Source organism: Pedobacter sp. FW305-3-2-15-E-R2A2 (assembly GCF_038446955.1).
Taxonomy (GTDB): Bacteria; Bacteroidota; Bacteroidia; order Sphingobacteriales; family Sphingobacteriaceae; genus Pedobacter.
Genome location: NZ_CP151803.1, coordinates 6219259 through 6243065 on the forward strand (window position 1 = coordinate 6219259; position 23807 = coordinate 6243065).

The window sequence follows — 23807 nt, forward strand, 5'->3', positions numbered from 1 at the left end:
ACGAAAGAACAGGAATCCGGTAAAAATAAAGAAAGCGATAGAATTATCTATCGCTTTCAGGCAAAATTCACCTTTATATTTTATTTTGCAAAAGAAACAGATCTGGTTTCCCTGATTACTGTTACTTTGATCTGACCAGGATAGGTCATTTCTGTCTGAATACGGTTAGAGATGTCAGCTGCCAATAGTTCTGCCTGCTGATCGGTTACCCTTTCACTCTCTACCACTACCCTTAGCTCTCTACCTGCCTGAATCGCAAAGGTTTTCTCTACACCAGGATAAGAAAGCGCCAGTTCTTCCAGTTCTTTCAATCGTTTAATATAGCTTTCCACCACCTCACGACGGGCACCTGGGCGCGCACCGGAGATGGCATCACAAGCCTGCACGATTGGTGAAATCATGGAAGTCATCTCGATCTCGTCATGGTGAGCACCAATGGCATTACAGATTTCCGGATGTTCCTTATATTTCTCTGCCAGTTGCATTCCTAAGATTGCGTGAGGCAATTCCGGGTTATCATCAGGCACTTTACCTATATCGTGTAATAATCCTGCACGTTTCGCCATTTTAGCATTCAAGCCAAGCTCTGCAGCCATCGTTGCGCAGAAGTTAGCCACCTCGCGTGAGTGATGTAATAAGTTCTGTCCGTAAGAAGAACGGTAACGCATACGTCCAACCATTCTGATCAACTCAGGGTGTAAACCATGAATTCCAAGGTCAATTACGGTACGCTCTCCAATCTCTACGATCTCGTCTTCGATTTGTTTTTTAGTTTTAGCTACGACCTCTTCGATACGTGCAGGGTGAATCCTGCCATCCGTTACCAAACGGTGTAATGCCAAACGGGCAATCTCTCTTCTTACCGGGTCAAAACCTGACAAGATGATGGCTTCCGGGGTATCATCTACAATGATCTCAATTCCGGTAGCGGCTTCTAAAGCACGGATGTTACGTCCTTCTCTACCAATTACACGACCTTTGATCTCATCACTTTCGATATGGAAGATAGAGACTGTATTTTCAATCGCCGCTTCTACAGCAGTACGCTGTATCGTCTGAATCACGACCTTTTTAGCTTCTTTGGTGGCAGTAAGTTTCGCCTCATCTACAATGTCCTTTACCTGGATCATCGCCTGAGTACGGGCTTCCTGTTTCATATTTTCTACCAGCTGATTCTTTGCTTCTTCCGCACTTAATCCCGCGATGGTTTCCAACTGCTTCACATGTTGATTTTTCAACAGGTCTACTTCTTCCTGTTTCTTAATCGCAACATCTGTCTGTTTTTCCAGGTTCTTTTTATGATTGTCAAGCTCCTGTTCCTTACGGTTCATGTTTTCCAAACGCTGATTTACAGATTGTTCTTTCTGTTTCATCGCGTTTTCACGTTGGTTGATCTGGTTGTTTTTTGTATTTACTTCCTGCTCATGCTCAGATTTCATCTGTAAAAACTTCTCTTTGGCTTCCAGCAATCTGTCTTTCTTTAAAATATCAGCTTTGCTTTCTGCATCTTTGAGCATCTTTTTTACCTTGGTCTGTGCCGCAATCTCCTGCTTTTTAAGCAGTCCTCGCAGCAGGTATCTGCCTACTAAAACGCCAACCACCAGGCCGGCAAGTACATATCCAATTATTCCTACTATTTCCATTTTTAGTTCATCTGTATTTATATATTTCCTTTGTCCCTCAGATGCAGTTTAAATGATCGCGTACATTTCCCCCTCAGGATATCTTTAAATCATGTTTATAAAAAAACCGCAACTAATCAATAAGTCTCAACTATTCAAAACCTCAACGAGTTATAATTAGAATTTAAGTCATTTTCAGGTACATAAATGTAAATGAAATACACCCTCTTAATTCTATAAATATTGAAGTGTTAAGTTTTAAAATTTGTGAAACTCAAAAATTTAGCTGCGGCTATATCATTGTGCTAATCTTAACTTATATAAAGAACGCTCCTATTTGGAGAAAAAATCATTTAATAAACTATCCAGTTCCTCTACCTTTTCGGCTACAGCAGTATCCTGATCCTGAACTTTGTTTTCAACACGTAATACTGCCGTTGCATAATGCAGTACCGCCATTGAAAGCAAATCCTGTTTATCCCTGACCGCATAATTTTCCTGATAGTCCTTTATGCGCTCATTAATAATCTTCGCTGCCCGCCTCACAATTTCTTCCTCTTCTGTATTTACCTTTAAGGGATAGATACGGTCGGAAATAGTTATTTTTATCGAGATTTCTCCCATTTCTTAGCTTTGTTTCACTTTTTCTGTTTTCCTTACTTCTTCAGTAAGACCACGCACTTATCTATTTCACGCACAAAATCGTTAATTTTTTGCTTTATATCAAGTGTCTTTTCACTTGTACCTTCAATACTCTTTGCTAATTTCAACACCCTAAGCTTTTCATCCAGGTCTGCATTCTTATTTTTAGAGTGATCCAGCGCAACTTTTATAGATTGATTTTCCTGCTTCAATAAATCGTTTTCTTCCTGTAAGGCATTACAGAGCTCTATTATGCGAGCTGTTTTCTGCAATACGGAGTTTAATTGATCGGCAACCGAAGACATGTTATTAAAGTTTGTTTACTAATCTAAATATTTTTTAAACGCAATAAATTATTTTCTTATTTCCGCTTTTGCTGTTTGCGCTAAGTTAGAAATAATCTTTTGCATCACCGCATCAATTTGCTTATCGGTTAAGGTCTGCTCCTCGTCTTGCAGAGTGAAGTTCAAGGCATAAGATTTCTTGCCTTCCGGCAGCTTCTCTCCAACATACACATCGAACACTTGTACGCTCTTAATCAGCTTCTTCTCTGTTTTAAAAGCAATAGTTTTCAACTGATCAAAGGTCACATCCGTATCTACCAGCATCGATAAATCCCTTCTTACCGCAGGATATTTCGACACTTCTTTATTCACAATTTTATTCTTTCTGACAATGTCGAGTAATAAAGCCCAGTCAAAATCGGCGTAAAACACCTCTTTATCCACATCCGCTTTCTTCCGGTCTGCAGTGGTAACCGCGCCGAATGTAACGATCGCTTTATCGCCTCTGAAATACTTCAGTCCGTAAGCAAAATTATCATCGCTCACATCCGCCGACTGGTAATTACTGATTCCCAAACGGCTGATCACTGCATCTACAGCAGCTTTCAAATGGTAGAAACTTACCGGAGACACTTTATGGTTCCATTGCTCCGACTGATTTGATCCGGAGATCAGGATCAGCAGGCGCGGACGCTCCACATATTTTTCATTGATCAGATGGTAAGTTTTACCGAATTCATAAAACTTAATGTCTGCTGTTTTTCTGTTCTGGTTGTAAGCAACGCTTTCCAATGCCGGCATTAACAAGCCCTGACGCATCACATTCAAATCAGAACTCAAAGGATTCAGGATCTGAACGGCTTCTTCAGGGTTCTTAGAATAAGCACCTTTGGTTAGAGAGTTACACCAGATCTCCAAAAATCCATTGGCAGTCAGCATATCCGCAATCACATGCTGCGTCTGCTCTACATCTGGTTTAGAAGTATTGGATAAAGAAGCATTGATTTTACTTGGAATCGCAATCCTGTTATAACCATAGATCCGAAGTACTTCTTCTGTAATGTCACACTCACGCGTTACATCCACTCTATAGGCAGGTACTTTTAAGGACAAACCTTCTGCGGTCTCCGCCACTACTCCAATACTTAAAGCAGTAATGATCTCCTTGATTTCTGCATGAGGGATCTCAGCACCAATCAGTTTATTGATGTTATGGTAATTTACCTCCACATCGAAAGGAGCGATCGGAGCCGGATAAACATCAGATACTACAGAAGAGATTTCTCCACCTGCAAGTTCCTGAATCAATAAGGCTGCACGTTTTAGCGCGAAGATCGTCATTTCAGGATCTGTACCACGCTCATACCTGAAAGAAGCATCAGTCTTCAGACCATGTCTTTTAGCCGTCTTACGTACTGTTTTAGCATCAAAATAAGCGCTTTCCAGGAATACCTTTGTGGTGTTTTCATTTACACCGGAGTTCTTACCACCAAATACACCGGCAATACACATCGGCTCTTCTGCATTACAAATCATCAGGTCCTCTGCAGACAACTTACGTTCTACCCCATCAAGCGTTACAAAAGGAGTTCCTTCTGCACATTTCTTAACGATGATTTGTCCGCCTTTAAGGCTATCCGCATCAAAAGCATGAAGCGGTTGCCCTAACTCATGCAATACGTAATTGGTAATGTCAACAATATTATTGATCGGACGAATGCCGATTACTTTTAATTTATCCTGCAACCAGTCTGGCGAAGTTTTAACCGTAATTCCAGAAATGGAAACACTGCTATATCTTGGACATGCCTCAGTATCTTCCACACTTACTGCAATGTTCAACTGCTCATTTGCAGTTTTAAAAGCTGTAACATCAGGCATTGTTAATGGCGTACGTAAATAAGCGGCCAAATCTCTGGCCACCCCTAAATGCGAAGCTGCATCTGCCCTGTTAGGCGTTAATCCGATTTCGTATAGGTAATCATCTTCCAGATTGAAATAAGATTTAGCGCTGAGCCCGATCTGCGTATCTTCAGGAAGCACCAAAATACCATCATGAGAAACACCCAATCCGATTTCATCTTCCGCACAGATCATTCCTTCAGAAACTTCACCCCTGATTTTAGACTTATTGATCTTAAATGGTTCCCCTTCATTCGGGTAAACAGTAGTACCGACGGTAGCCACTACCACCTTCTGACCAGCAGCCACATTAGGTGCACCGCAAACGATCTGGATGTTTTCCGCTCCGCCTACATTTACCGTAGTCACGCGTAAACGATCCGCATTAGGATGTTGTACACAGCTCAATACATGACCAATCACCAATCCTTCCAATCCGCCAGCAACGGCTTGTACCGTTTCCAGACTTTCAACTTCCAAACCGATGTCGGTCAGGATAAGCGAAAGTTCTGCAGGAGTTTTATCAGTTGTCAGGAATTGTGTCAGCCACTTATATGATATCTTCATGTTGTATGTTCAGTATAAAATGCAAAGATATAAAATAATGCCGTCGGTGTAAATGTCTTAGAAAGATAAACGGGCAATAATTGGTAAGTGGTCTGAAGGATAACGTAAATCCTTGCTATCCGACAACACCCCAAACTTTTGAACCTTAAAACCTTTGTTCACAAAGATGTAATCAATTTTATCCTTCAGGGGGCTGTCAAATTTAAAAGCATTAAAAGTACCCACCGGACCATAAGCAGGTTCTACAGAAGCTTCTTTCGCATCAATAAGGAAAGATTTAATGGTGGCAATTGCTTCAGTTTCCGGAGTGACATTCAAATCACCGGTAAATACGACCGGCAGCTTTGGTGCGATCTCCTGTATTTTCCTTTTGAGGAGTTTTGCAGATTCTATTCTGGCCTGTACGCCGATATGATCGTAATGGGTATTAAAGACCAAAAACTCTTTTTTATTCTTTTTATCAAAGAGTCTGACCCAGGAACAAACCCTGTTCAGAGCCGCATCCCATCCTTTAGAAGGTTTTTCAGGAGTTTCTGATAACCAGAAGGTGCCTCCGTCTTTTCTGATAAATCTGGATTTATCGAAATAGATCGCAGAAAATTCCCCTGCACGCTTTCCGTCGTCACGGCCCACACCTTCCATCGCATAATTGGTGTTTTCGAGCAATTCATCTACTTGTAGAGGCAAAGCTTCCTGGACACAGAGAATATCTGCGTCATGAAAACGCACCAATGCCTTCACGTTATCTTTACGTTTTGGCCAGGCATTTTCGCCATCAGAAGCTACATTTAAACGGATGTTATAGGAAATGATGTTAATTACATTTTCCCTTTGTGCATTAGCCATTGACACTATCAACAGCAATACTAGACTTAACTGGATTACCTTTCTCATAAGAAGGGCAAATTACTTAATACAGGTTAAATTAACCCCTCATCATTGAAACTAAGATAAGAATTGTTTGTAATAATTAAGTGATCAAGCACATTCAGATCCAGAAGTTTTCCTGCAGTGATCAGCTTTCTGGTGAGTATCAAATCCTCCTGACTGGGCTTTAAATTTCCGGAAGGATGGTTGTGCGCTAAAATCAGGTAAGCAGCATCATGGTCCATCGCTATTTTAAAGATCACCTTGGGATCAGCTACAGTTCCGGACAATCCACCCTTACTGATCTGGTGTTTACTGATGACATGATTTGCCCGGTTCAGCAACAATACCCAGAACTCTTCATGGGGCAAATCCGTAAGCACGGGATAAAACTGCTCATAGCTATCTTTAGCATCTTTAATCTGAACAAATTTGAGCTCCGTAACCTCCTCTTTTCTCCGGCGTCCAAGCTCCAGGCCAGCAACAATGGCAATTGCTTTTGCTACGCCTATCCCCCGAAAAACGGAAAGCTCCTTAACCGTTGCCCTCCCGAGTTTATTCAGGTCATTTTTGTAGGCTGCAAGGATCCGTTTACTCAGGTCAACAGAAGTTTCATCCAGATTACCCGAACCAATCAATACGGCAATCAATTCTGCATCGGTCAGGTGTCTCCTTCCGTACTGCATCAATTTCTCCCGGGGCCTGTCGGCCTCAGCCCATTGCTTGATTCCTATTTTCCGTTTGTATTTAGCCATAAATAAAAAACGGGATATGCAATTAAGCATATCCCGTCTATAATATTGTAAAGCTATATTTAATTTAAGCCATTAACAAATTTAGTTAACTTCGATTTGTTGTTAGCTGCTTTGTTCTTGTGAATAACATTTTTCTTAGCCAAACGATCTAACATAGAAATTACTTTCGGTAATAATTCTTGTCCAGTTTTCTTGTCTTCAGCAGCACGTAACCTTTTGATAAAAGTACGGGTTGTTTTAGCTTGATATCTGTTACGTAAACGTTTAGTTGCGTTTGCTCTAATTCTTTTTAATGAAGATTTATGATTTGCCATTTTTCAATATTATAATATTCCTTTTAAAGCTTTCAAGACTATTGGGTACAATCCCAACCGCTACCAGCCTTTTGTTTTTCCATTTTTTTCGGACTGCAAATATAGAATTAATGTTTTTAATATGCAAAATGAAGTCGCAAATATTTTTAATAAATCTTAAATATTGATTTAGAGTGCTTTAATAAACGAGGACTACCCTAGCCCAGCCCCGCTGCAGAACTGCCTGCCTTGCATTCATAACAAACAAAATAATTCTTTTTAACCGGGCTTCCCGGGAAGATCATCCAATTTCTTTTTGAGGACCTCATATTCCTTTTCGAGATGCCGGAAGGCCTTAGTACCCATATGCGCGCCCCGATCCAAATGCATTAACCTTAAATAATCTGCCTCTATCTGATCAAATCTTACTTTTACCTCCAGATACTTCCTCTTTTTAGACTTTTCTTCCGGACTTTCTATTTCACCATTAAGATTTCCCACATAAACACTATCGGAAATGCGCTTACCGTTAGCTGATTTAAAGCACAAATATGCTTCTATGGGTTCCTCCAGCCATTCTTTATCAATTTCAATAAAACGACTCCCCTCTTCTCTTCTGGCAGCATTAAGAAAAGACGTCTCCTTTTTTCTTAGCGGGTGATACAACATGATCATCACACTGTCGTCGGGCCCGTAATCAAAATCCAGACGGCTCGGATCCCAGCTAATCAAGACACCTGTATCTGCTTTACTCAACTGAATGTCCTTTGCAACCGGCAAATCACCCTTACTCAGTACCACTTTACTATAATTCACACTGATGTTTGGATATTCGCCCTGGAGCGCGCCTTTCTTATTATAGGAAGTAGCCAGATTAAAAGCATTTTTAACCGTACCAGCAGCTTCCAACTCAAAACCTACAGTGATAAATTCTTTCATACGCTTTAAAAACGCCATCGTCACTGCCATAGACTGCTGATTTCCCAATTGATTTCTGCTCGGTTTACCCGGATCACCAATCGTACGGCTTACATTCTGACCGTTTAATACATAAAAAACAATATTTCCAATTTTTCCATTCGGATGACCATAAAGGCCGTTTTTAGAAGTCGCCATAGCTAATCAGTTAATCAATTGACTACCAATATATAATTAAATAACTAATAAAGCAATAACAAACCATATAAAGTGGGAGAAAACTTAGGGAAGAGTTTTGTATTATCTAAAATTTGACAATAGATTATAAATAGATTAATATAACGTTTAAAGGTCAAATAGCCCTAACAAGGACCTACCAACCTATACTCAATATCGAAGCAATATTCCAACAATTCAAAACTTAATACGGAGGCTAACAGACCTTCATTCCTCTTTTATATCTCCTATCATGCGGAGAATGCCGAAATCGATACCATTCCTCGCAATTCAAAGCCATACCTCCTTATTAAATGATACAAAAAGCAATAAAAATCTTCCGATGATTGCTTAAAATGCTATTTTTGACAAAAATCACCGGTTCGTAAAAGCCAGTGGAACCAGCTTGAGTTCATAAATCAACCAGCACAGATGAAAAAACGTATCGCCATATTTGCTTCAGGTTCAGGCTCCAATGCCCAAAAACTGATGGAACATTTTAAACGTAGTCCTGAAGTAGAGATCGCCCTGGTGCTGACCAACAATCCGGATGCGTACGTTTTGCAACGTGCAGATAACTTCGAAATCCCTTCTCATATTTTCGACAGGAACGAATTTTACCATACTGATCACGTCATCGACCTGCTCAAAAATCTGGAAGTAGACCTCATCGTACTTGCGGGCTTTTTATGGCTTATCCCTAAAAAGCTGATTCACGAATATCCTGGACGCATCATCAATATCCATCCCGCCATTCTTCCCAAGTTTGGAGGAAAAGGAATGTATGGAGACCATGTGCATAAAGCAGTGATGGAAGCAAAGGAAACCGAAGGAGGAATTACAATTCACTATGTGAACGAAAATTACGACGAAGGAGAGTACATCTATCAGGCTAAATACCGCATTGATAAAGACGACAATCTGGAGTTGATTAAATTCAAAGGACAGCAACTGGAACACCAGCACTACCCTCGTATTGTAGAAACGATCATCAAAAAGATAAAGAAATAAAACCGGATTTATCTGCTCCAGTGGCCAGAATAGCCTGCTGAAATCAACAAAAAACAAAGCCTTTTTATCCTTCAAAAAAGCGGACAATTAAAGGGATGATAATCCTCGTTTAATATACTGCAAATAAGCATTTGACATTAAAAGAAAAATGGGTACTTTTGCGGCTCAAAATTTTTCTCTAATGAGTCAATCGATAAAGATCAAAAACGCTTTAATTTCAGTTTATTACAAGGATGGTTTAGAACCTTTAGTTCGCCTGTTAGCTAAGCAGGGTGTCCAGTTATTCTCTACTGGTGGTACCGAACAATTTATAAAAGACCTAAACCTACCGGTTACAGCGGTCGAAGACCTTACAGGTTATCCTTCAATTTTAGGTGGAAGGGTAAAAACATTACACCCTAAAGTTTTTGGTGGTATTTTAAACAGAAGAGGCTTAGCTTCAGATCAGCAACAGATCAATGAATATGAGATCCCTGAAATCGACCTGGTTATCGTCGACCTGTATCCGTTTGAAGAAACCCTGAAAGCAGGTGGTACTGAAGAAGAAATCATCGAAAAGATTGACATCGGTGGTATCTCCCTGATCAGAGCAGCTGCAAAGAACTTCAACGACGTAGTCATTCTTGCTTCAAAAGACGACTACAGCAACTTACAACAACAATTAGAAGAACAAAACGGAGAAACTACTTTAGCACAGCGTAAAGCATATGCTAAAAAAGCATTCCATACTTCTTCACACTACGATACAGCCATCTTCAACTATTTCAATACGGAAGAACCACTTAATGTATTCAAACAGAGCTTAAACACTGCGCAAACATTAAGATATGGCGAAAACCCACACCAGCAAGGTGTATTTTATGGTGATTTAAATGCCATGTTTACTAAGCTGAATGGTAAAGAACTTTCTTACAACAACCTGGTTGATGTAGATGCTGCTGTAGCTTTAATCGATGAATTCGAAGAGCCAACTTTTGCCATCTTAAAACATACCAATGCCTGTGGTGTTGCTTCCAGAACAACGATCAAAGAAGCCTGGGATATCGCCCTTGCCTGTGATCCTGTTTCTGCATTCGGTGGCGTGTTAATCGCTAACCGCGAAATTGACCTGGCTACTGCTACAGAAATCAACAAACTGTTTTTCGAAGTATTGATCGCTCCTTCTTATCAGCCGGAAGCTGTGGAATTGTTCCGCGCTAAGAAGAATAGGGTCATCTTACAGAGAAACGAGGTAGAGCTGAGCAAAAAACAATTCAAGACCTTATTAAACGGTGTTATCGAGCAAGATAAAGACCTGATCATTGAAAATACTGACGAGATGGTGACCGTTACGGAGAAAACACCTACAGCAGAAGAATTGAAAGATCTTTTCTTCGCGAATAAGATCGTTAAGCATACTAAATCTAATACCATTGTATTTGTTAAGAACAACCAGTTGCTGTCAAGCGGTGTTGGTCAGACGTCAAGAGTAGACGCTTTGAAACAAGCCATCGTTAAAGCAAACGCGTTCAACTTTGCACTGGAGGGTTCAGTAATGGCATCTGATGCTTTCTTCCCATTCCCTGACTGTGTAGAAATTGCCGCTGAAGCGGGTATCACTGCTGTTTTACAACCAGGTGGTTCCATTAAAGATGCAGACTCCATCAATATGGCAAATGAGAAAGGCATCGCCATGGTTACCACGGGTATTAGACATTTTAAGCACTAATTTATTTAACTGCGAATACAATAAAAAGACGTAGTTTTACATTACTATAGTATACAGAATTTTTAATACTTAAATTATCACCTATAAATGGGTTTATTTAATTGGTTTACACAAGAGGTAGCTATCGACTTAGGTACGGCTAACACTCTGATTATACATAATGACAAAGTAGTGGTAGATGAACCTTCCATCGTTGCTTTTGACAGACAAACAAACAAAATTATCGCTATTGGCCGACAAGCCATGCAAATGGAAGGTAAGACGCACGATAACATCCGAACGGTAAGACCATTGAAAGATGGGGTAATTGCTGATTTCAATGCCGCAGAAGCGATGATCAAAGGTATGATCCGCATGCTTAACGGTGGTAAAGGATGGATGTTCCCGTCTTTGAGAATGGTAATTTGTATCCCTTCCGGAATCACTGAGGTAGAGAAACGTGCAGTAAGAGATTCAGCGGAAATCGCGGGAGCTAAAGAAGTTTATCTGATTCATGAGCCAATGGCAGCAGCTGTAGGAATCGGAATCGACGTAGAAGAACCAATGGGTAACATGATCATCGATATAGGTGGTGGTACGACTGAGATTGCTGTAATCGCTTTATCAGGTATCGTATGTGACCAGTCTATCCGTGTAGCGGGAGATAACTTCGACTCAGACATCGTAAATTACATCCGTCGCCAGCACAACATCATGATCGGTGACCGTACTGCGGAGAAAATCAAGATCGAAGTTGGTGCAGCATTGCCTGAGTTAACTGATCCACCTGCAGACTTTGCGGTTCAGGGAAGAGATCTGATGACTGGTGTTCCAAAACAAATCACCGTTTCCTATACTGAAATTGCACACTGCTTAGATAAATCCATTTCAAAAATCGAAGAGGCCATCCTTAAAGCGTTAGAGATTACGCCACCGGAACTTTCTGCGGATATTTACCAGACAGGTATCTATTTAACAGGTGGTGGTGCCTTACTTCGCGGTTTAGATAAACGTGTAGCTGCAAAAACAAAACTTCCTGTACATGTTGCCGAAGATCCACTTCGTGCAGTAGTACGCGGAACCGGAATCGCTTTAAAGAACATTGGCGGTTATAAATTCTTAATGCAATAAGCGTCCTGAGTTTGGGTTTTAAATGTTAAGTTCCGACCTTCGGCTTTAAGTAATACTTAGAATAACATTTAAAACCTAAATCAGAAAACAAATCGAAAAGTATGCGTAACCTTTGGATTTTCATAAACAGATATAACGCATTTTTCTTTTTTATCATTTTCTTTACTATTGGGCTTTATCTCACGGTAAGTAACAACTCCTACCAGCGCAGTGTGGCCGTAAATTCTACCAATGAGGTAGTTGGAAAGGCATACACCAATCTGAATGTACTGAAGAAGTACCTTAATCTGGGTGATGTAAATGATAGTCTTGCCTCAGAAAATGCGAAGCTAAAGACAGAAGTGCTGGCACTTAAAAAAATCGACAGCGCTAAAAATGTGGTGGTCAAAGACAGCCTCAGCCATTCACAATACACTTATCTTGCCGCCAGGGTAATCAAGAATTCCATTACCTTAAGAAACAACATCATCACCATCAACCGCGGAAAAGCCGATGGCCTCGCCAGTGGAATGGCCGTGATCTCTCCGGGAAAAGGCGTAGTGGGTTATATCCGGGATGTTTCAGACCACCTGGCCACCATCTCTTCTTTATTACATAAGGATACCAAGGTGAGTGTGACCATGAAAAAAAATAATGCCCTGGGTACTTTGGTATGGGGAACAAAAAATGCTGATTTTAGAAAGGCCTACATCAAAGATGTGCCCAACCATTTTAAGATCGCCTTAAAAGACACCGTCGTTACTTCGGGATTCTCTTCTTTCCCTCCGGGCATTCCGGTAGGACGGGTGAGCAATACCGGTATCGCCACAGGAGATAATTTCCTGACGATAGAAATCGAACTTTTCAATGATTTTAGTACCTTACAGTACGTGTATGTCATTAAAGACAAATTAGCAGAGGAACAAAAAAGCTTAGAATCAAAATTGCCAAATGAACAGTAAAATAATATTGGTAAACATCTTCAGATGGTTCTTACTACTTTTTATTCAAATCATACTCCTTAGGAACCTGAGCTTTTACAGCCTGGCCACTCCTTTTGTCTATGTTCTTTTCCTACTCTTACTTCCTTTTAAAATCCCAAACCTGCTGTTGTACCTGATTGCATTTGTAACGGGTTTAACACTGGATGCTTTCTACGATACAATGGGTGTGCATACCGCCGCCTGTGTGACATTAACCTTCGTCAGGATCTCATTTATTGCCGTAACGGTAAACAAAGATAATTTTGATGAGCCAGAGCCTACATTGGGAAACATGGGTTTCAAATGGTTTAGCATTTATGCGGCACTGTGCATTTCTGCGCATCATCTTGTCCTTTTCTTTCTGGAGACATTCCGCTTAACAGAGTTCTCTTATACTTTACTGAGGTGCCTTTTCAGCACATTATTTACTTTGTTTTTAATCATCTTAATAGAATTCGTATTCTATAACAGGAAGGCACGCTAATGGACAATCTGTTTAACCGAAAATATATCATACAGGGTTTATTTATCGCGATTGCCTTAATTTTGTTGGGCACCCTGTTTTATATCCAGGTAGCGAGCGACAAATACTTCCTCTCCGCAGAAAGTAATGTGCTGCGCAAGCTTTATACCTTCCCGGCCAGAGGGGTGATCCTCGACAGGAATGAAAAAGTCCTGGTTCAGAATGAACCGGTATATGACTTAATGGTGATTCCAAATCAGGTTAAAGAATTTGATACCCTGGCCCTTTGTCACATTGTGGGCATCGACATGAAGCGCTTTAAGAAAAGTCTGAACAAAGCAACTGTTCAATCCAGGTATCAGCCCAACATCTTTGAGAAACAACTTTCGATACAGGTCTATGCGGCCTTATCTGAACAACTTTCCCGTTTCCCGGGTTTCTTTGTACAAAGCAGAACGGTAAGGTATTATCCCGACAGTGCAGCAGGCCATTTCTTTGGTTATGTAAAAGAGGTATCCCCGAAAGATATTGAAGAAAGCGATGGTTATTACCGCCCCGGAGATTACATCGGTAAAGCGGGGGTGGAAAAACAATATAATGATGTCCTCAGAGGAGAAAAAGGGATCATCAACATGTTATATGATGTGCACAATGTACCGAAAGGAAGTTATGCAGAAGGTAAATTTGATACCCTTGCCAAATCAGGAGAAAAAGTAGTGTCTTCTCTGGATTTCCGGATTCAGAAACTGGGCGAAGAGCTCATGAAAAACAAGGTCGGCAGTATTGTGGCTATTGAGCCCGCTACAGGTGAGATCCTGGCCTTTGTGAGCAGTCCGGGTTACGATCCCAACTTAATGGTAGGACGGCAGCAGGGAAACAATTACATGGATTTAATCAACCAGGAGAAAAATCCGAACAGGGTTTTCACAGTGCGGCCAATACAAGGCTATTATTCGCCGGGTTCTTCATTTAAACCTTTAGATGCTTTGTTAGGTTTACAGGAAGGAGTGATTGACCCAAATACTACCTTCAACTGCCCGGGTTACTTTATGGCCGGAAATCACAGGGTGAAATGTGAGCACGTGGATGGAAATATTGCCTTACGTAAAGGTCTTGCCAGATCCTGTAACACCTATGCGCTTTATGTGTTTCAAAAGCTGATGTTGCAAAAGAAATATGCCAATCAGCGAATAGCTTATGATGCATGGCAGCAAAAGGTAAAGAAATTTGGTCTTGGAGATAAGCTTGGTGTCGACCTGCCTTCGGAACGGACCGGAAGATTATATGCTTCAGATTATTACAACAAGAAATACGGTAAGTCCTGGGGTTATACTACAGTCATCTCATTGGGAATCGGGCAAGGGGAGATGGATGCTACCCCATTGCAAATGGCCAACATTATGGCCATCATCGCCAATCGCGGATTTTATGTCAAACCCCACTTGATCAAAGCCATTGGAGAGAACAAGGTGATCAAAAAGGAATATGCCCGGAAAAATTATGTAGATGTAGATGCCAGGCACTTTGAGCCGGTAATTGATGGGATGCAGGATGCAGTAAGTGCACCATGGGGTACAGCCAGACAATCCATGATCGATAACATCATCATGTGTGGTAAGACGGGTACGGTACAAAATCCACGTGGAAAGAACCACTCTGTGTTTATCGGCTTTGCACCTAGAGACAATCCTAAAATCGCCATTGCAGTAGTGGTAGAAAATGCAGGTTATGGTAGTTCCTATGCTGCGCCAATTGCGAGTTACATTACAGAAAAATACCTGAAAGACAGCATTGCGGTCAACAAAAGAGCAAGTGTGGAATGGATGAAAAAACAGGTGATTTTACCAGTACCACCAAAACCTAAAGTAAAATTAAAACCATTGCTGACGGATTCTGCTAAAAAAGATTCTACCTTAAAAAGTACACAGAAGCCGAAAACATTAGGTACGCCTCCTGTTCCTGCTAAACCAATTCAAACTGTTAAACCGATTCAAACAGCTAAACCAATTCAAACGACAAAATGAGTAATCAACAGGGAAATCGGTTTTTCTTTAATGTAGACTGGATCACGATCCTGCTCTACGTTGCTTTATGTTCGATTGGTGTGGTCAACATCTATGCTTCGATCTTTAACGGATCAACAGGCAGTGAATTCGATTTTGCCACCAGCTACGGCAAACAACTGATATATGTCATTACAGGACTGATCCTTGGCTTCTCTATTCTGTTACTGGATGCAAAATTCTTCAGCATCTTCTCTCCCATTGTCTATGGGATAACGATGTTGCTGCTGGTACTCGTACTCGTTGTGGGAAGAAAAGTAGGCGGAAACCAGGCCTGGATTCCTCTGGGAAGCTTTAGGCTGCAACCCTCAGAGCTTGCAAAATTTGGTACCGCACTGCTGCTGGCCCGTTATATCAGTACGTTCAGTCCAAAGTTAAGGGATGTAAAGTCTATATTTTTTGCGGCTGTAATCATTGTAATTCCATTGTTTCTGATCATGTTACAACCGGATTTGGGTTCCGGACTGGTCTTTTTATCTTTCATGTTTCCTTTATACAGAGAAGGCTTATCAGGGTATTTCCTATTGATTTTCCTGGGAATGATCGTGCTTTTCATTGCCGACTTCCTCGTTCCAATAGAGATCTTGTTGCCGATAGTTTTGGCTATAGGAGGTTTATTTATCTACCAGAACAGGAGAAAGCAAAAGATCATGTTCTCGAGTATCATTGTTACAGTAGTGGCGGTACTTTACCTGTTTACGGTAAAGCTGGCTTATGAGAAGCTTTTAGAACCACATCAGAAGACAAGGATCGAAATCATGCTTGGCCTCAAAACAGACCCTAAAGGTGCAGGATATAACGTAATACAGTCCAAAATTGCCATTGGTTCCGGGCAGTTAACCGGACGTGGGTTTTTACAGGGCACACAAACGAAATATGGCTATGTCCCGGAACAAAGTACAGACTTTATCTTCTCCACCATCGGAGAGGAATGGGGATTTGCAGGTTGCTTCACGGTAATCGCCTTATATATTTTCATGCTGCTCAGGGTCATCAACCTTGCCGAACGGCAGCGTTCTACCTTTTCCAGAGTTTACGGATATTGTGTAGCCAGTATTATCTTTTTCCACGTATTCATCAACATAGGAATGACAATAGGCATTATCCCTGTGATCGGGATTCCTTTGCCTTTCATCAGCTATGGTGGTTCTTCCCTCTGGAGTTTTACGGTATTGCTGTTTATCTTCCTTAAACTGGATTCGAACAGAATGGGCTTTATTTAAGCAGAATAACGATCTGAGCCTGCTTAACTATTCGCCGGAAAACGCTGATTTAACAATTCATAGAATTTATCAACAGTTCCTTGTCTGGATGCCCAGTTGTTCTTTAAAGCATAATTGTTCTGTAAAAAAGAATCTGCAGTTTTAAAATCGGGCATCTTGTTTAATAGGTCGATTACCTCGGCATAAGCCAGGTTATATCCGTTAAACAGGTCTTTTATATACAGCATCTTATCGTTCAGATTGATGCCTTGTTTAAGATCTGTGATGTTGTTTCTGCTGTTGTCGGTGTTGACATTGCTATTTCCGTTCTGACGGGCAAGAAGTTCATTTAAAGTAGGTCTGGCAGTCTCTTCTGTTTTTGGAGTTTCTGTTTTAGGCACTTCGGTTATAATCGCTTCGACTTTAGGTTCTTCTGCTTTATAAGCAATAACGGGAGCTTCTTCCACAATCACTTCCTCTTTAAAGGCATGAACTTCTTTTCTTTCAAAATCATCCAAAACCAACTGAGTACTCGCAGCGGGAATAACATCCTCCTCTTTTGCGACAAGGAAGGGCTCTGGCCCAAGCTCATCATCTGTTTCCGTTTCTACTTTTACCTGAGCTTCCTGATCTCTGATTCTTTGCTTCTGCGCGATGACTTCCTCTTCTTCCTTACTCAGAGGCCTGTCAAAAATTTCATCTACAGATTTTTCTTCAAACTCGAATTGATCGGTAGCACCAATGTCTTTCAATATAAACTCAAATGTCGAGGGTTCCTTATCTAGTTTAAACAAATCTCTTTCTATTGGTTCACGCTCTATTGGTGATTCAACAAACGTTTCTTTAATCTGGTGTTGTTCCATCTCTTCGACCACTGCAACCGCTGCAGTTTCCTCGGCAACAATTTCGTTGCTATTCGGCTCTTCTGCTATTTCTTCGGGAATCACGTTAGCCTGATGTGACCATTCTTCCGGATGAACCGATGCTTCCGTTATCTTTTCTTCCACAGGTTCAGGAGCTGCGGAGGTATGTTCCGGGATTTCCTTAAGTACCTTTACACTGTTTAATTTTCTTACAATCTGAACATGATCTGATAAAAAGTTAGCGTTAGCCATAAACAACTCGAGTTCTAACTCATTGAGTTGCTTTGGATTTTGCGCCAAATACGCGTACTGGTCCTGAAGTTCGTCTAAGATCAGGCCTATCTTTTTAAAAATATCTTCTTGGTTCATCATAATTTAATAACGACAGAATGAATGTTTTATGTTGGTAACTTGGTACTCAAAAATACTACAAAATTTCGATATTAGTCGGCTATAAAGATCAAACCATAGATGTTATTCAGCGAACAAAATTACAGAAGAGGAGAGTTTTGCGGCAGTATAGAGGTAATTTGCGGCTCTATGTTTTCAGGTAAAACGGAGGAATTGTTGCGAAGGTTAAAGCGCGCTCAAATCGCTAAACTGAATGTAGAGATCTTCAAGCCTGCAACGGATACCAGATATGATGAGACCGCAATTGTATCTCATGATAGAAATTCCATTCAGTCTACTCCTGTCGAAAATTCATCGGCCATCTTATTATTGGACACCAATGTACAGGTAGTTGGAATTGACGAAGCTCAGTTTTTTGATGAGAACCTTCCCGAGGTTTGCAATATACTGGCACAAAAAGGAATTCGCGTAATTGTTGCCGGTTTAGATATGGATTTTAGTGGTAAACCTTTCGGTCCAATGCCAGCACTAATGGCAATAGCCGAACTGGTAACTAAAGTAAATGCTGTATGTGTTCGTTGCGGAAGCCCCGCTGTTTATTCTTATAGAACGGTAGCAAATGAATCAAAAATCCTTTTAGGAGAGAAAGACAGTTACGAACCAAGGTGCAGACCTTGTTTCCATGCCAGGGATTAATATTCCACATCAATTATAGCTACAATCAGGAAAATAGATCGTCTCGAATATAGCGATAGGTTTCAAATGCATCGGTATATTCGAGATGCGAACTATCGTTCACCCTTCCAGGTTATTCTCTTCATCTTTTGGTTCCCAAAGCTCAATAGCGTTTCCTTCCGGATCCAGAATATGAACAAATTTTCCAAATTCAGAATCCACAATCTCATCAATAATGGTGACGTTATCCTTTTTCAGTTCTTTCACCAGCGCAACAATATTATCCACCCGGTAATTGATCATAAATGGCTTATCTGAAGGATTGAAATATTTGGTATCCTTCGGAAAGGTACACCAGGCAGTAGATCCTGTTTTTGTCGGATCATCGGCCTGCCGCCAATCAAACGTTGCTCCCCAGTCACTGGTAGCCAATCCAAGATTTTTGGCATACCACTCGTTCATGCCTTTCGGATTGTCGCATTTAAAAAATACGCCACCAAGGCCCGTTACTTTTTTCATATTTAAATGTGTTTTACGATTAAAAACTGATGTAAAAACGGAAGAAAGAATTGTTCCTATTTGACGCTGGTTAAATGTCTTTTCAGGCACAATCTTTAAAGTAATTTCGATCTATTTTTGGACATTACCAAATCTGTTTTATCAATATTGTATTCCGGCAGATGGCAATTTTAAGCTGATTCAAAAAAGATTATTTTTAACAGCACAAAAAGTTGTCACACATGGATTAGCCATTTTCTTTGGAAGTCACAAACTGTGACATCCTATTGCGAAGCCTCAATTTTCCTTGCCTGTGTTGCCGGAGTATATTTAACCTGACTGGCATATTGCCGCATTAAACCAGCGTTGATTCCCGCTCTTTGGGCAACTTTTCCAATATTCAGAAAATCAACCTCTTGAAATAAGGCATAAATGTCGTAGAAATATTCAAAAACTACCATTTCAGGCTCAACATTTTCAAATTCAAACAAGAGTAGTTTTAGCTTTTCTTCAAGATCATGTACGTTACCTGCCTCATCCACGATTAAAGAATCGTTGCAGATTACTCTACCTGCCAAATCACGTTCACCTCGCTCTATGATTAAATCTAGTTTTAGCTTATTAATTTTATTAAGAGAAAGTATTAACGGCTGGGCTATTTAAGCCCAACCTACTTCAAAATTGAATTAAGGGTACCTCTCGGTTATCTCCCCGTGCACAGGTATGGTAACTTCACCAGGCTTCGAAGGATGCATTAACTGCAGATGGCTACCTTTTTGAGATTTCTCCTCCCAAACATCCTCTTTTAGCAGCTTAAGCATTTCCTTAAAGTTCATTGGAAAAGGTAGCAATTTTGCTATTTTTAAACCAATAATAATATCATAAAAGAGTCAATAGGTAATCTGATCAGTCTTAAATTGGCTTATCACTTTATAATTCCCGACCTTTGTGCCGGAAAGGAATATAATGAATATAGCTATTGATAAAAAAGACGTTAAAGAAGTTTATGAGACCTCAATTATTCAACAGACGGCATTCTGGTCGGAAGTAAAAACCCAGCAAGGTCTCCAATCTAAAGCATTTGACTTTAAAGTGAAAAATGAAGACATCTTCCATGATGCTTTAAAAAATAAGTTTACCCAAGCTGATTTTCTGGTATTACTGCAGCCCCTGGACAGTGAATATAGCATTGCCTACGTCCCTTATGGACCGGAAATTGAACCCAATGAAGAATATCAGGGAAAGTTCCTGGAAGAATTGTCGGAAAATCTCCGCTCCCACCTTCCCTCAAAATGTATCCTCATCAGATACGACCTGGCCTGGGAATCCCATTGGGCAAAAGAGGAAGACCATTTTGACGATTCCGGAAACTGGTCCGGCCCGCCTGAAAAGAAATATCAGGAGTTCCGTTTTAACTTCAATACCGACAATTGGAACCTCAAAAAAACCAATTCTGACATCTTACCTTCAAACACCATATTTCTCGATCTGCAAAAGGAAGAAGATGAGCTGCTAGCTTCCATGAAAGCAAAGACCAGATACAACATCAACCTATCCTATAGAAAAGGCGTTACAGTAAGCAGAGTAGGAATGGAAAATTTAAACATCTGGTATGCTTTATATCAGGAAACAGCACTACGGAACCGCATTCACATCAACGAAATCGATTATTTCAGAACCGTGCTTTCTGCACGTGCAGAAGATACTTCCTCGCCTGCTGAGGTTGAGCTGCTGCTTGCCGAAACAGAAGGGCGACCTTTGGCTGCCATGTTTCTGGTCATCTCAGGCCAAAGAGGAACTTATCTCTATGGTGCTTCTTCCTCCAGTAACAGAAATTATATGGCCACTTATGCCTTGCAATGGGAAGCCATGAAGATTGCAAAAAACCGGGGCTGTATAGAATATGATATGTTTGGTGTAGCGCCAAACTCTGATCCCTCTCATCCACTTCATGGACTGTATAAATTTAAAACCGGCTTTGGTGGTGAGCTTTATCACAGAATGGGTTGCTGGGATTATCCGCTGGATATGGAGCAATACCAGCGTTTCATCGCTACTGAGATGCAAAGTCAGGGTTATCATCTTTAGACGAGTAACGCTTCTATATTATTGACTAGTCATATTTCAAATAACGGAGAATAAGCATATTCCATCTGTTTTGAAGTGTTCTAATCAAAAAAGGGTCGGAATAATTCCGACCCTTTCGTAAACATACAGTTGGTTAATAAAACCTATTGAATCACTTTACCATCTTCTCCAATTTTGATGGAAGCAGTTTCTGCTTCTTTTTTCACATCAATCTGGTAAAATTTAGTTTTATCTGCGTTAGTTACCAGGAAAGCTGCAACCGGAGTCCATGCTTTAACGGGTTCACTTTGCAATGTTGTTTTTACTGCTTCTGGAAGATCTTTCAATTCAACCGGAGCTTTTGTAACACTATCTTGTTTAACGGTAATTGCTACCGGAGTTTTTACTTCACTTGCGTTTACTGCTGAGATTCCTGCGAAAGCTAAAAATGCTGCTGATAAAATGATCTTTTTCATATTCTTTGTATTTCAGTTAATATTCTTGTTAATTACGTTTAGGGTAGGTTTAATAATGATGCCAGAACAGCTTTCTTTTGGCACTACAACTGATAAACAACACTTTACATAATTAAAGCTAAATTTAACTGTGGAGACGCTCCACACTTTGTAGCTTAAGGGAGCAGGATAATGCAAAAGGGCTGCACTATTACCATGATACAGCCCTATGAAAAGCAAAAGATCTTTTCGGTTATTGCAAGGTCCAAACGCAATGATCACTGAGTTCTTTCCCCTTATGCTTCGTTTTTACCAGAATCTCATTGTTTCCTTTGCTTAGTTGTACGTTTTCCCAGATCATCGTATTCAGTCCATTTTTTGCTTTCTTTCCAATCCGTTTTCCGTTTACCCAAAGTTCCGCAGCCGCTGCATTGCTATATACTTTCAACGCAATGCTGGCTTTTGTCCTATTCGTATTTCTTCGCTCTGCGATATAGACCATTGGTTCCGGGTTCCAGTTTGCTTTATAGAAATAGAAAGCATCTTTCTTGATTTTCCTGTCGTAGGTAACCAATCCTTTATCATTGATTCCATTCGCATCTCCTTCCGTTCTGATCGCAGAACCAAAATCGGCCAATACCCAAATGAACTTACCCCATAAGAAAGGACGTTTTTTTAATTCCTCCCAATGTTTCTCATGAAAAGCAGTTTGCCATTCTTCCGGATGGAAATTGCCTTTTGCTTCCGGTCGGATCAGTCCTTCCGTATGCTTAAAAGGGCTCCCTCCTGCTCCGTATTCACTGATAGAGATCGGTTTACCCGGCACCGCAGCATGTGTTTCATCTGCCCATGCCCCCACCTGTTCAAACTTCCCGCCATACCAGCCAAAGTATTGATTCCAGCCCATCAGATCTGTAAGATCCGTAAATGAGCTATTTCCCAGATTGGAGGCCAACGTAGTTAAACGGCTTGGGTCCTCCTGTTTGGCCAGCGCATTCAGTTCTTTGATAAAGGGTTGTGGATCGTCGTAATTTAATTTCAATTCGTTAAACAGTCCCCAGAAGCACACCGAAGGATGGTTGTAATTCTGACGAATCAGCTCTTTCAGCATTTGCCTGATATTGGCTTCCAGTTCAGCATCCTTCACATAGCCTGTTCCCGTATATCCTCCCGGGCCAACAAAAGGGATCTCCGACCATAGCACGATACCATTCTTGTCGCAGAGTTCATAAAAATGTTTGCTATGCGGATAATGTGTTAACCGGGCAGCAGTTGCACCCAGCTCTTTCATGAGTTCCATATCGCGGTCATGGTCTTCATCAGTTAACGCAGATCCTTTTCCCGACACGTCTTCATGCCTTCCTGCTCCATAAAGGTCCAGGTATTTACCATTCAGAAAAAAGCCTTTGTCCGGGTCTACACTAAAATAACGTAAACCCAGAGGCTGAGAGAGCTGATCAATGACCTGTCCGTTTTGCAGGAGTTCTATACGAACCTCATATAAATAAGGATCAGCTTTCCCATTCCACAAATGTGGGTTTGAAAGTTTTATCGATTGGCTGAGTTGCCGACTGTTTTCTTTATCAATGTTACTGGTTAAGGTAGAAAGCACTTTCTTATTCCCATCCAGAAGGGTACTTCTCAGGCTAAGCGACTGATCATCAGACAAGGAAAGTTTGGTTAACACCTCAATCTCTGCGGAAGCTTTAGAAACCTGTTTTTGCTTTAAGTAAACACCAGGAGAACCATAGTCCAGCGGACTGATGCAATTCTTCTCTGTCAGGATTAAAGAAACCGGGCGGTGAATACCTCCATAAATGTTAAAATCTCCATGTAAAGGCAGTACGTCCAGGCGATAAGCATTGCTCACCTGTACGGTGATGGCATTCTCTCCCGGTTTAACCGCATCGGTAATTTCGATTGCAAAGGCGGTATATCCGCCTTTATGTGTTCCCACCGACTTATTATTTACAAACACCGTTGCTACGCTATTTGCCCCTTCAAAGTACAGGAACAGCCGTTTACCCGCCCATGCCGGGAGCACATGGAGTTTATTCTCATAAATCGCCGAGGTCCTGTTGTAATCGGGAACGCCTTTCAGCACTTCCATTGCATTCCAGGAATGGGGCAGGTTAACGGTTTCTTTTTTTATGCCTTGTTCAAAGTTATAAGCAAAATAAAATTGCCAGTCCTTATTAAATGGAATCGTTTCCCGGCCGTTTGCCGCATGATTAAAAGGTTTTGCTGTACTATCAGCCAGTTGAAATAAAAGGAAAAGAATGGTGACAATGATGTTTCTCTTATAATGCATTA

At 40.8% G+C, this 23807-nt stretch carries 23 protein-coding genes; 9 read left to right on the forward strand and 14 right to left on the reverse strand.

The genetic code is table 11. From position 1 onward, the window contains the following. Positions 1 to 80 precede the first annotated feature (80 nt). The 8 genes from rny to AAFF35_RS25160 form a co-directional block, all read right to left on the reverse strand. Positions 81 to 1643 (reverse strand): ribonuclease Y, encoded by a 1563-nt coding sequence (gene rny, locus AAFF35_RS25125; protein WP_073232482.1) that lies wholly within the window; start codon positions 1641 to 1643, stop codon positions 81 to 83. Between the two features lie 312 nt (positions 1644 to 1955). Continuing rightward, entirely contained in the window at positions 1956 to 2246 is a 291-nt protein-coding gene (locus tag AAFF35_RS25130) for a cell division protein ZapA (RefSeq protein ID WP_068891351.1), read from the reverse strand. Between the two features lie 32 nt (positions 2247 to 2278). Then, entirely contained in the window at positions 2279 to 2569 is a 291-nt protein-coding gene (locus tag AAFF35_RS25135) for a hypothetical protein (protein WP_069379789.1), read from the reverse strand. Positions 2570 to 2617: 48 nt separating this feature from the next. Further along, positions 2618 to 5017 carry a phenylalanine--tRNA ligase subunit beta gene (pheT, locus tag AAFF35_RS25140; RefSeq protein ID WP_342329275.1) on the reverse strand — a complete coding sequence of 800 codons (2400 nt, stop codon included), beginning with the start codon at positions 5015 to 5017 and terminating at the stop codon, positions 2618 to 2620. A 57-nt stretch (positions 5018 to 5074) separates the two neighbouring features. Then, positions 5075 to 5863 carry an endonuclease/exonuclease/phosphatase family protein gene (locus AAFF35_RS25145; protein WP_342329276.1) on the reverse strand — a complete coding sequence of 263 codons (789 nt, stop codon included), beginning with the start codon at positions 5861 to 5863 and terminating at the stop codon, positions 5075 to 5077. Positions 5864 to 5937: 74 nt separating this feature from the next. Next, positions 5938 to 6639, reverse strand: coding sequence for a DNA repair protein RadC (radC, locus tag AAFF35_RS25150; RefSeq protein ID WP_342329277.1), 702 nt, complete (start codon positions 6637 to 6639; stop codon positions 5938 to 5940). 59 nt (positions 6640 to 6698) lie between these two features. Beyond that, positions 6699 to 6953 carry a 30S ribosomal protein S20 gene (gene rpsT / locus AAFF35_RS25155; protein WP_073232477.1) on the reverse strand — a complete coding sequence of 85 codons (255 nt, stop codon included), beginning with the start codon at positions 6951 to 6953 and terminating at the stop codon, positions 6699 to 6701. Positions 6954 to 7211: 258 nt separating this feature from the next. After that, on the reverse strand, positions 7212 to 8048 hold the full coding sequence (locus AAFF35_RS25160) for a DUF6266 family protein (RefSeq protein ID WP_342329278.1): 837 nt from the start codon (positions 8046 to 8048) through the stop codon (positions 7212 to 7214). A gap of 450 nt (positions 8049 to 8498) precedes the next feature. On the opposite strand from AAFF35_RS25160, the gene purN reads away from it, so the two are divergent. The 7 genes from purN to rodA all read left to right on the forward strand — a co-directional run bounded on the left by purN (position 8499) and on the right by rodA (position 16606). Continuing rightward, positions 8499 to 9077, forward strand: coding sequence for a phosphoribosylglycinamide formyltransferase (gene purN / locus AAFF35_RS25165; RefSeq protein ID WP_342329279.1), 579 nt, complete (start codon positions 8499 to 8501; stop codon positions 9075 to 9077). A 181-nt stretch (positions 9078 to 9258) separates the two neighbouring features. Continuing rightward, complete coding sequence (purH, locus tag AAFF35_RS25170; RefSeq protein WP_342329280.1) at positions 9259 to 10785, forward strand: bifunctional phosphoribosylaminoimidazolecarboxamide formyltransferase/IMP cyclohydrolase; 1527 nt, start codon at positions 9259 to 9261, stop codon at positions 10783 to 10785. Between the two features lie 87 nt (positions 10786 to 10872). Continuing rightward, the gene (locus AAFF35_RS25175) at positions 10873 to 11895 is read left to right on the forward strand and encodes a rod shape-determining protein (protein WP_008246482.1); all 1023 of its coding nucleotides are present in this window, start codon (positions 10873 to 10875) and stop codon (positions 11893 to 11895) included. 101 nt (positions 11896 to 11996) lie between these two features. After that, positions 11997 to 12836: a rod shape-determining protein MreC gene (gene mreC, locus AAFF35_RS25180; RefSeq protein ID WP_342329281.1), complete on the forward strand. Its 840-nt coding sequence runs from the start codon at positions 11997 to 11999 to the stop codon at positions 12834 to 12836. Continuing rightward, positions 12826 to 13341 carry a rod shape-determining protein MreD gene (locus AAFF35_RS25185; RefSeq protein WP_342329282.1) on the forward strand — a complete coding sequence of 172 codons (516 nt, stop codon included), beginning with the start codon at positions 12826 to 12828 and terminating at the stop codon, positions 13339 to 13341. The genes mreC and AAFF35_RS25185 overlap by 11 nt, the downstream gene beginning before the upstream one ends. Continuing rightward, the gene (mrdA, locus tag AAFF35_RS25190) at positions 13341 to 15344 is read left to right on the forward strand and encodes a penicillin-binding protein 2 (RefSeq protein ID WP_342329283.1); all 2004 of its coding nucleotides are present in this window, start codon (positions 13341 to 13343) and stop codon (positions 15342 to 15344) included. Before AAFF35_RS25185 ends, mrdA begins: the two co-directional genes overlap by 1 nt. Next, positions 15341 to 16606, forward strand: a complete 1266-nt coding sequence (rodA, locus tag AAFF35_RS25195; protein WP_342329284.1) for a rod shape-determining protein RodA — start codon at positions 15341 to 15343, stop codon at positions 16604 to 16606. The genes mrdA and rodA overlap by 4 nt, the downstream gene beginning before the upstream one ends. Before the next feature lie 23 nt (positions 16607 to 16629). On the opposite strand, the gene AAFF35_RS25200 is transcribed toward rodA, so the two are convergent. Beyond that, positions 16630 to 17820 carry a hypothetical protein gene (locus AAFF35_RS25200; protein ID WP_342329285.1) on the reverse strand — a complete coding sequence of 397 codons (1191 nt, stop codon included), beginning with the start codon at positions 17818 to 17820 and terminating at the stop codon, positions 16630 to 16632. A gap of 99 nt (positions 17821 to 17919) precedes the next feature. Here AAFF35_RS25200 and AAFF35_RS25205 point away from each other — a divergent pair, with 99 nt between their 5' ends. Continuing rightward, the gene (locus tag AAFF35_RS25205) at positions 17920 to 18495 is read left to right on the forward strand and encodes a thymidine kinase (RefSeq protein ID WP_342329286.1); all 576 of its coding nucleotides are present in this window, start codon (positions 17920 to 17922) and stop codon (positions 18493 to 18495) included. Positions 18496 to 18594: 99 nt separating this feature from the next. Here the strand turns inward: AAFF35_RS25205 and AAFF35_RS25210 are convergent, their stop codons facing one another. The 3 genes from AAFF35_RS25210 to AAFF35_RS25220 all read right to left on the reverse strand — a co-directional run bounded on the left by AAFF35_RS25210 (position 18595) and on the right by AAFF35_RS25220 (position 19808). Continuing rightward, complete coding sequence (locus tag AAFF35_RS25210; RefSeq protein WP_342329287.1) at positions 18595 to 18993, reverse strand: VOC family protein; 399 nt, start codon at positions 18991 to 18993, stop codon at positions 18595 to 18597. A gap of 263 nt (positions 18994 to 19256) precedes the next feature. Then, complete coding sequence (locus AAFF35_RS25215; RefSeq protein ID WP_342329288.1) at positions 19257 to 19550, reverse strand: hypothetical protein; 294 nt, start codon at positions 19548 to 19550, stop codon at positions 19257 to 19259. Positions 19551 to 19658: 108 nt separating this feature from the next. Next, on the reverse strand, positions 19659 to 19808 hold the full coding sequence (locus tag AAFF35_RS25220; RefSeq protein ID WP_342329289.1) for a type II toxin-antitoxin system HicA family toxin: 150 nt from the start codon (positions 19806 to 19808) through the stop codon (positions 19659 to 19661). A 130-nt stretch (positions 19809 to 19938) separates the two neighbouring features. Between AAFF35_RS25220 and AAFF35_RS25225 the strand changes: the two genes are divergently transcribed. Continuing rightward, complete coding sequence (locus tag AAFF35_RS25225) at positions 19939 to 21060, forward strand: peptidoglycan bridge formation glycyltransferase FemA/FemB family protein (RefSeq protein ID WP_342329290.1); 1122 nt, start codon at positions 19939 to 19941, stop codon at positions 21058 to 21060. A 143-nt stretch (positions 21061 to 21203) separates the two neighbouring features. On the opposite strand, the gene AAFF35_RS25230 is transcribed toward AAFF35_RS25225, so the two are convergent. Continuing rightward, positions 21204 to 21515 carry a hypothetical protein gene (locus AAFF35_RS25230; RefSeq protein ID WP_342329291.1) on the reverse strand — a complete coding sequence of 104 codons (312 nt, stop codon included), beginning with the start codon at positions 21513 to 21515 and terminating at the stop codon, positions 21204 to 21206. 232 nt (positions 21516 to 21747) lie between these two features. Then, the gene (locus tag AAFF35_RS25235) at positions 21748 to 23805 is read right to left on the reverse strand and encodes a glycoside hydrolase family 2 TIM barrel-domain containing protein (RefSeq protein ID WP_342329292.1); all 2058 of its coding nucleotides are present in this window, start codon (positions 23803 to 23805) and stop codon (positions 21748 to 21750) included. Positions 23806 to 23807: the final 2 nt, after the last annotated feature.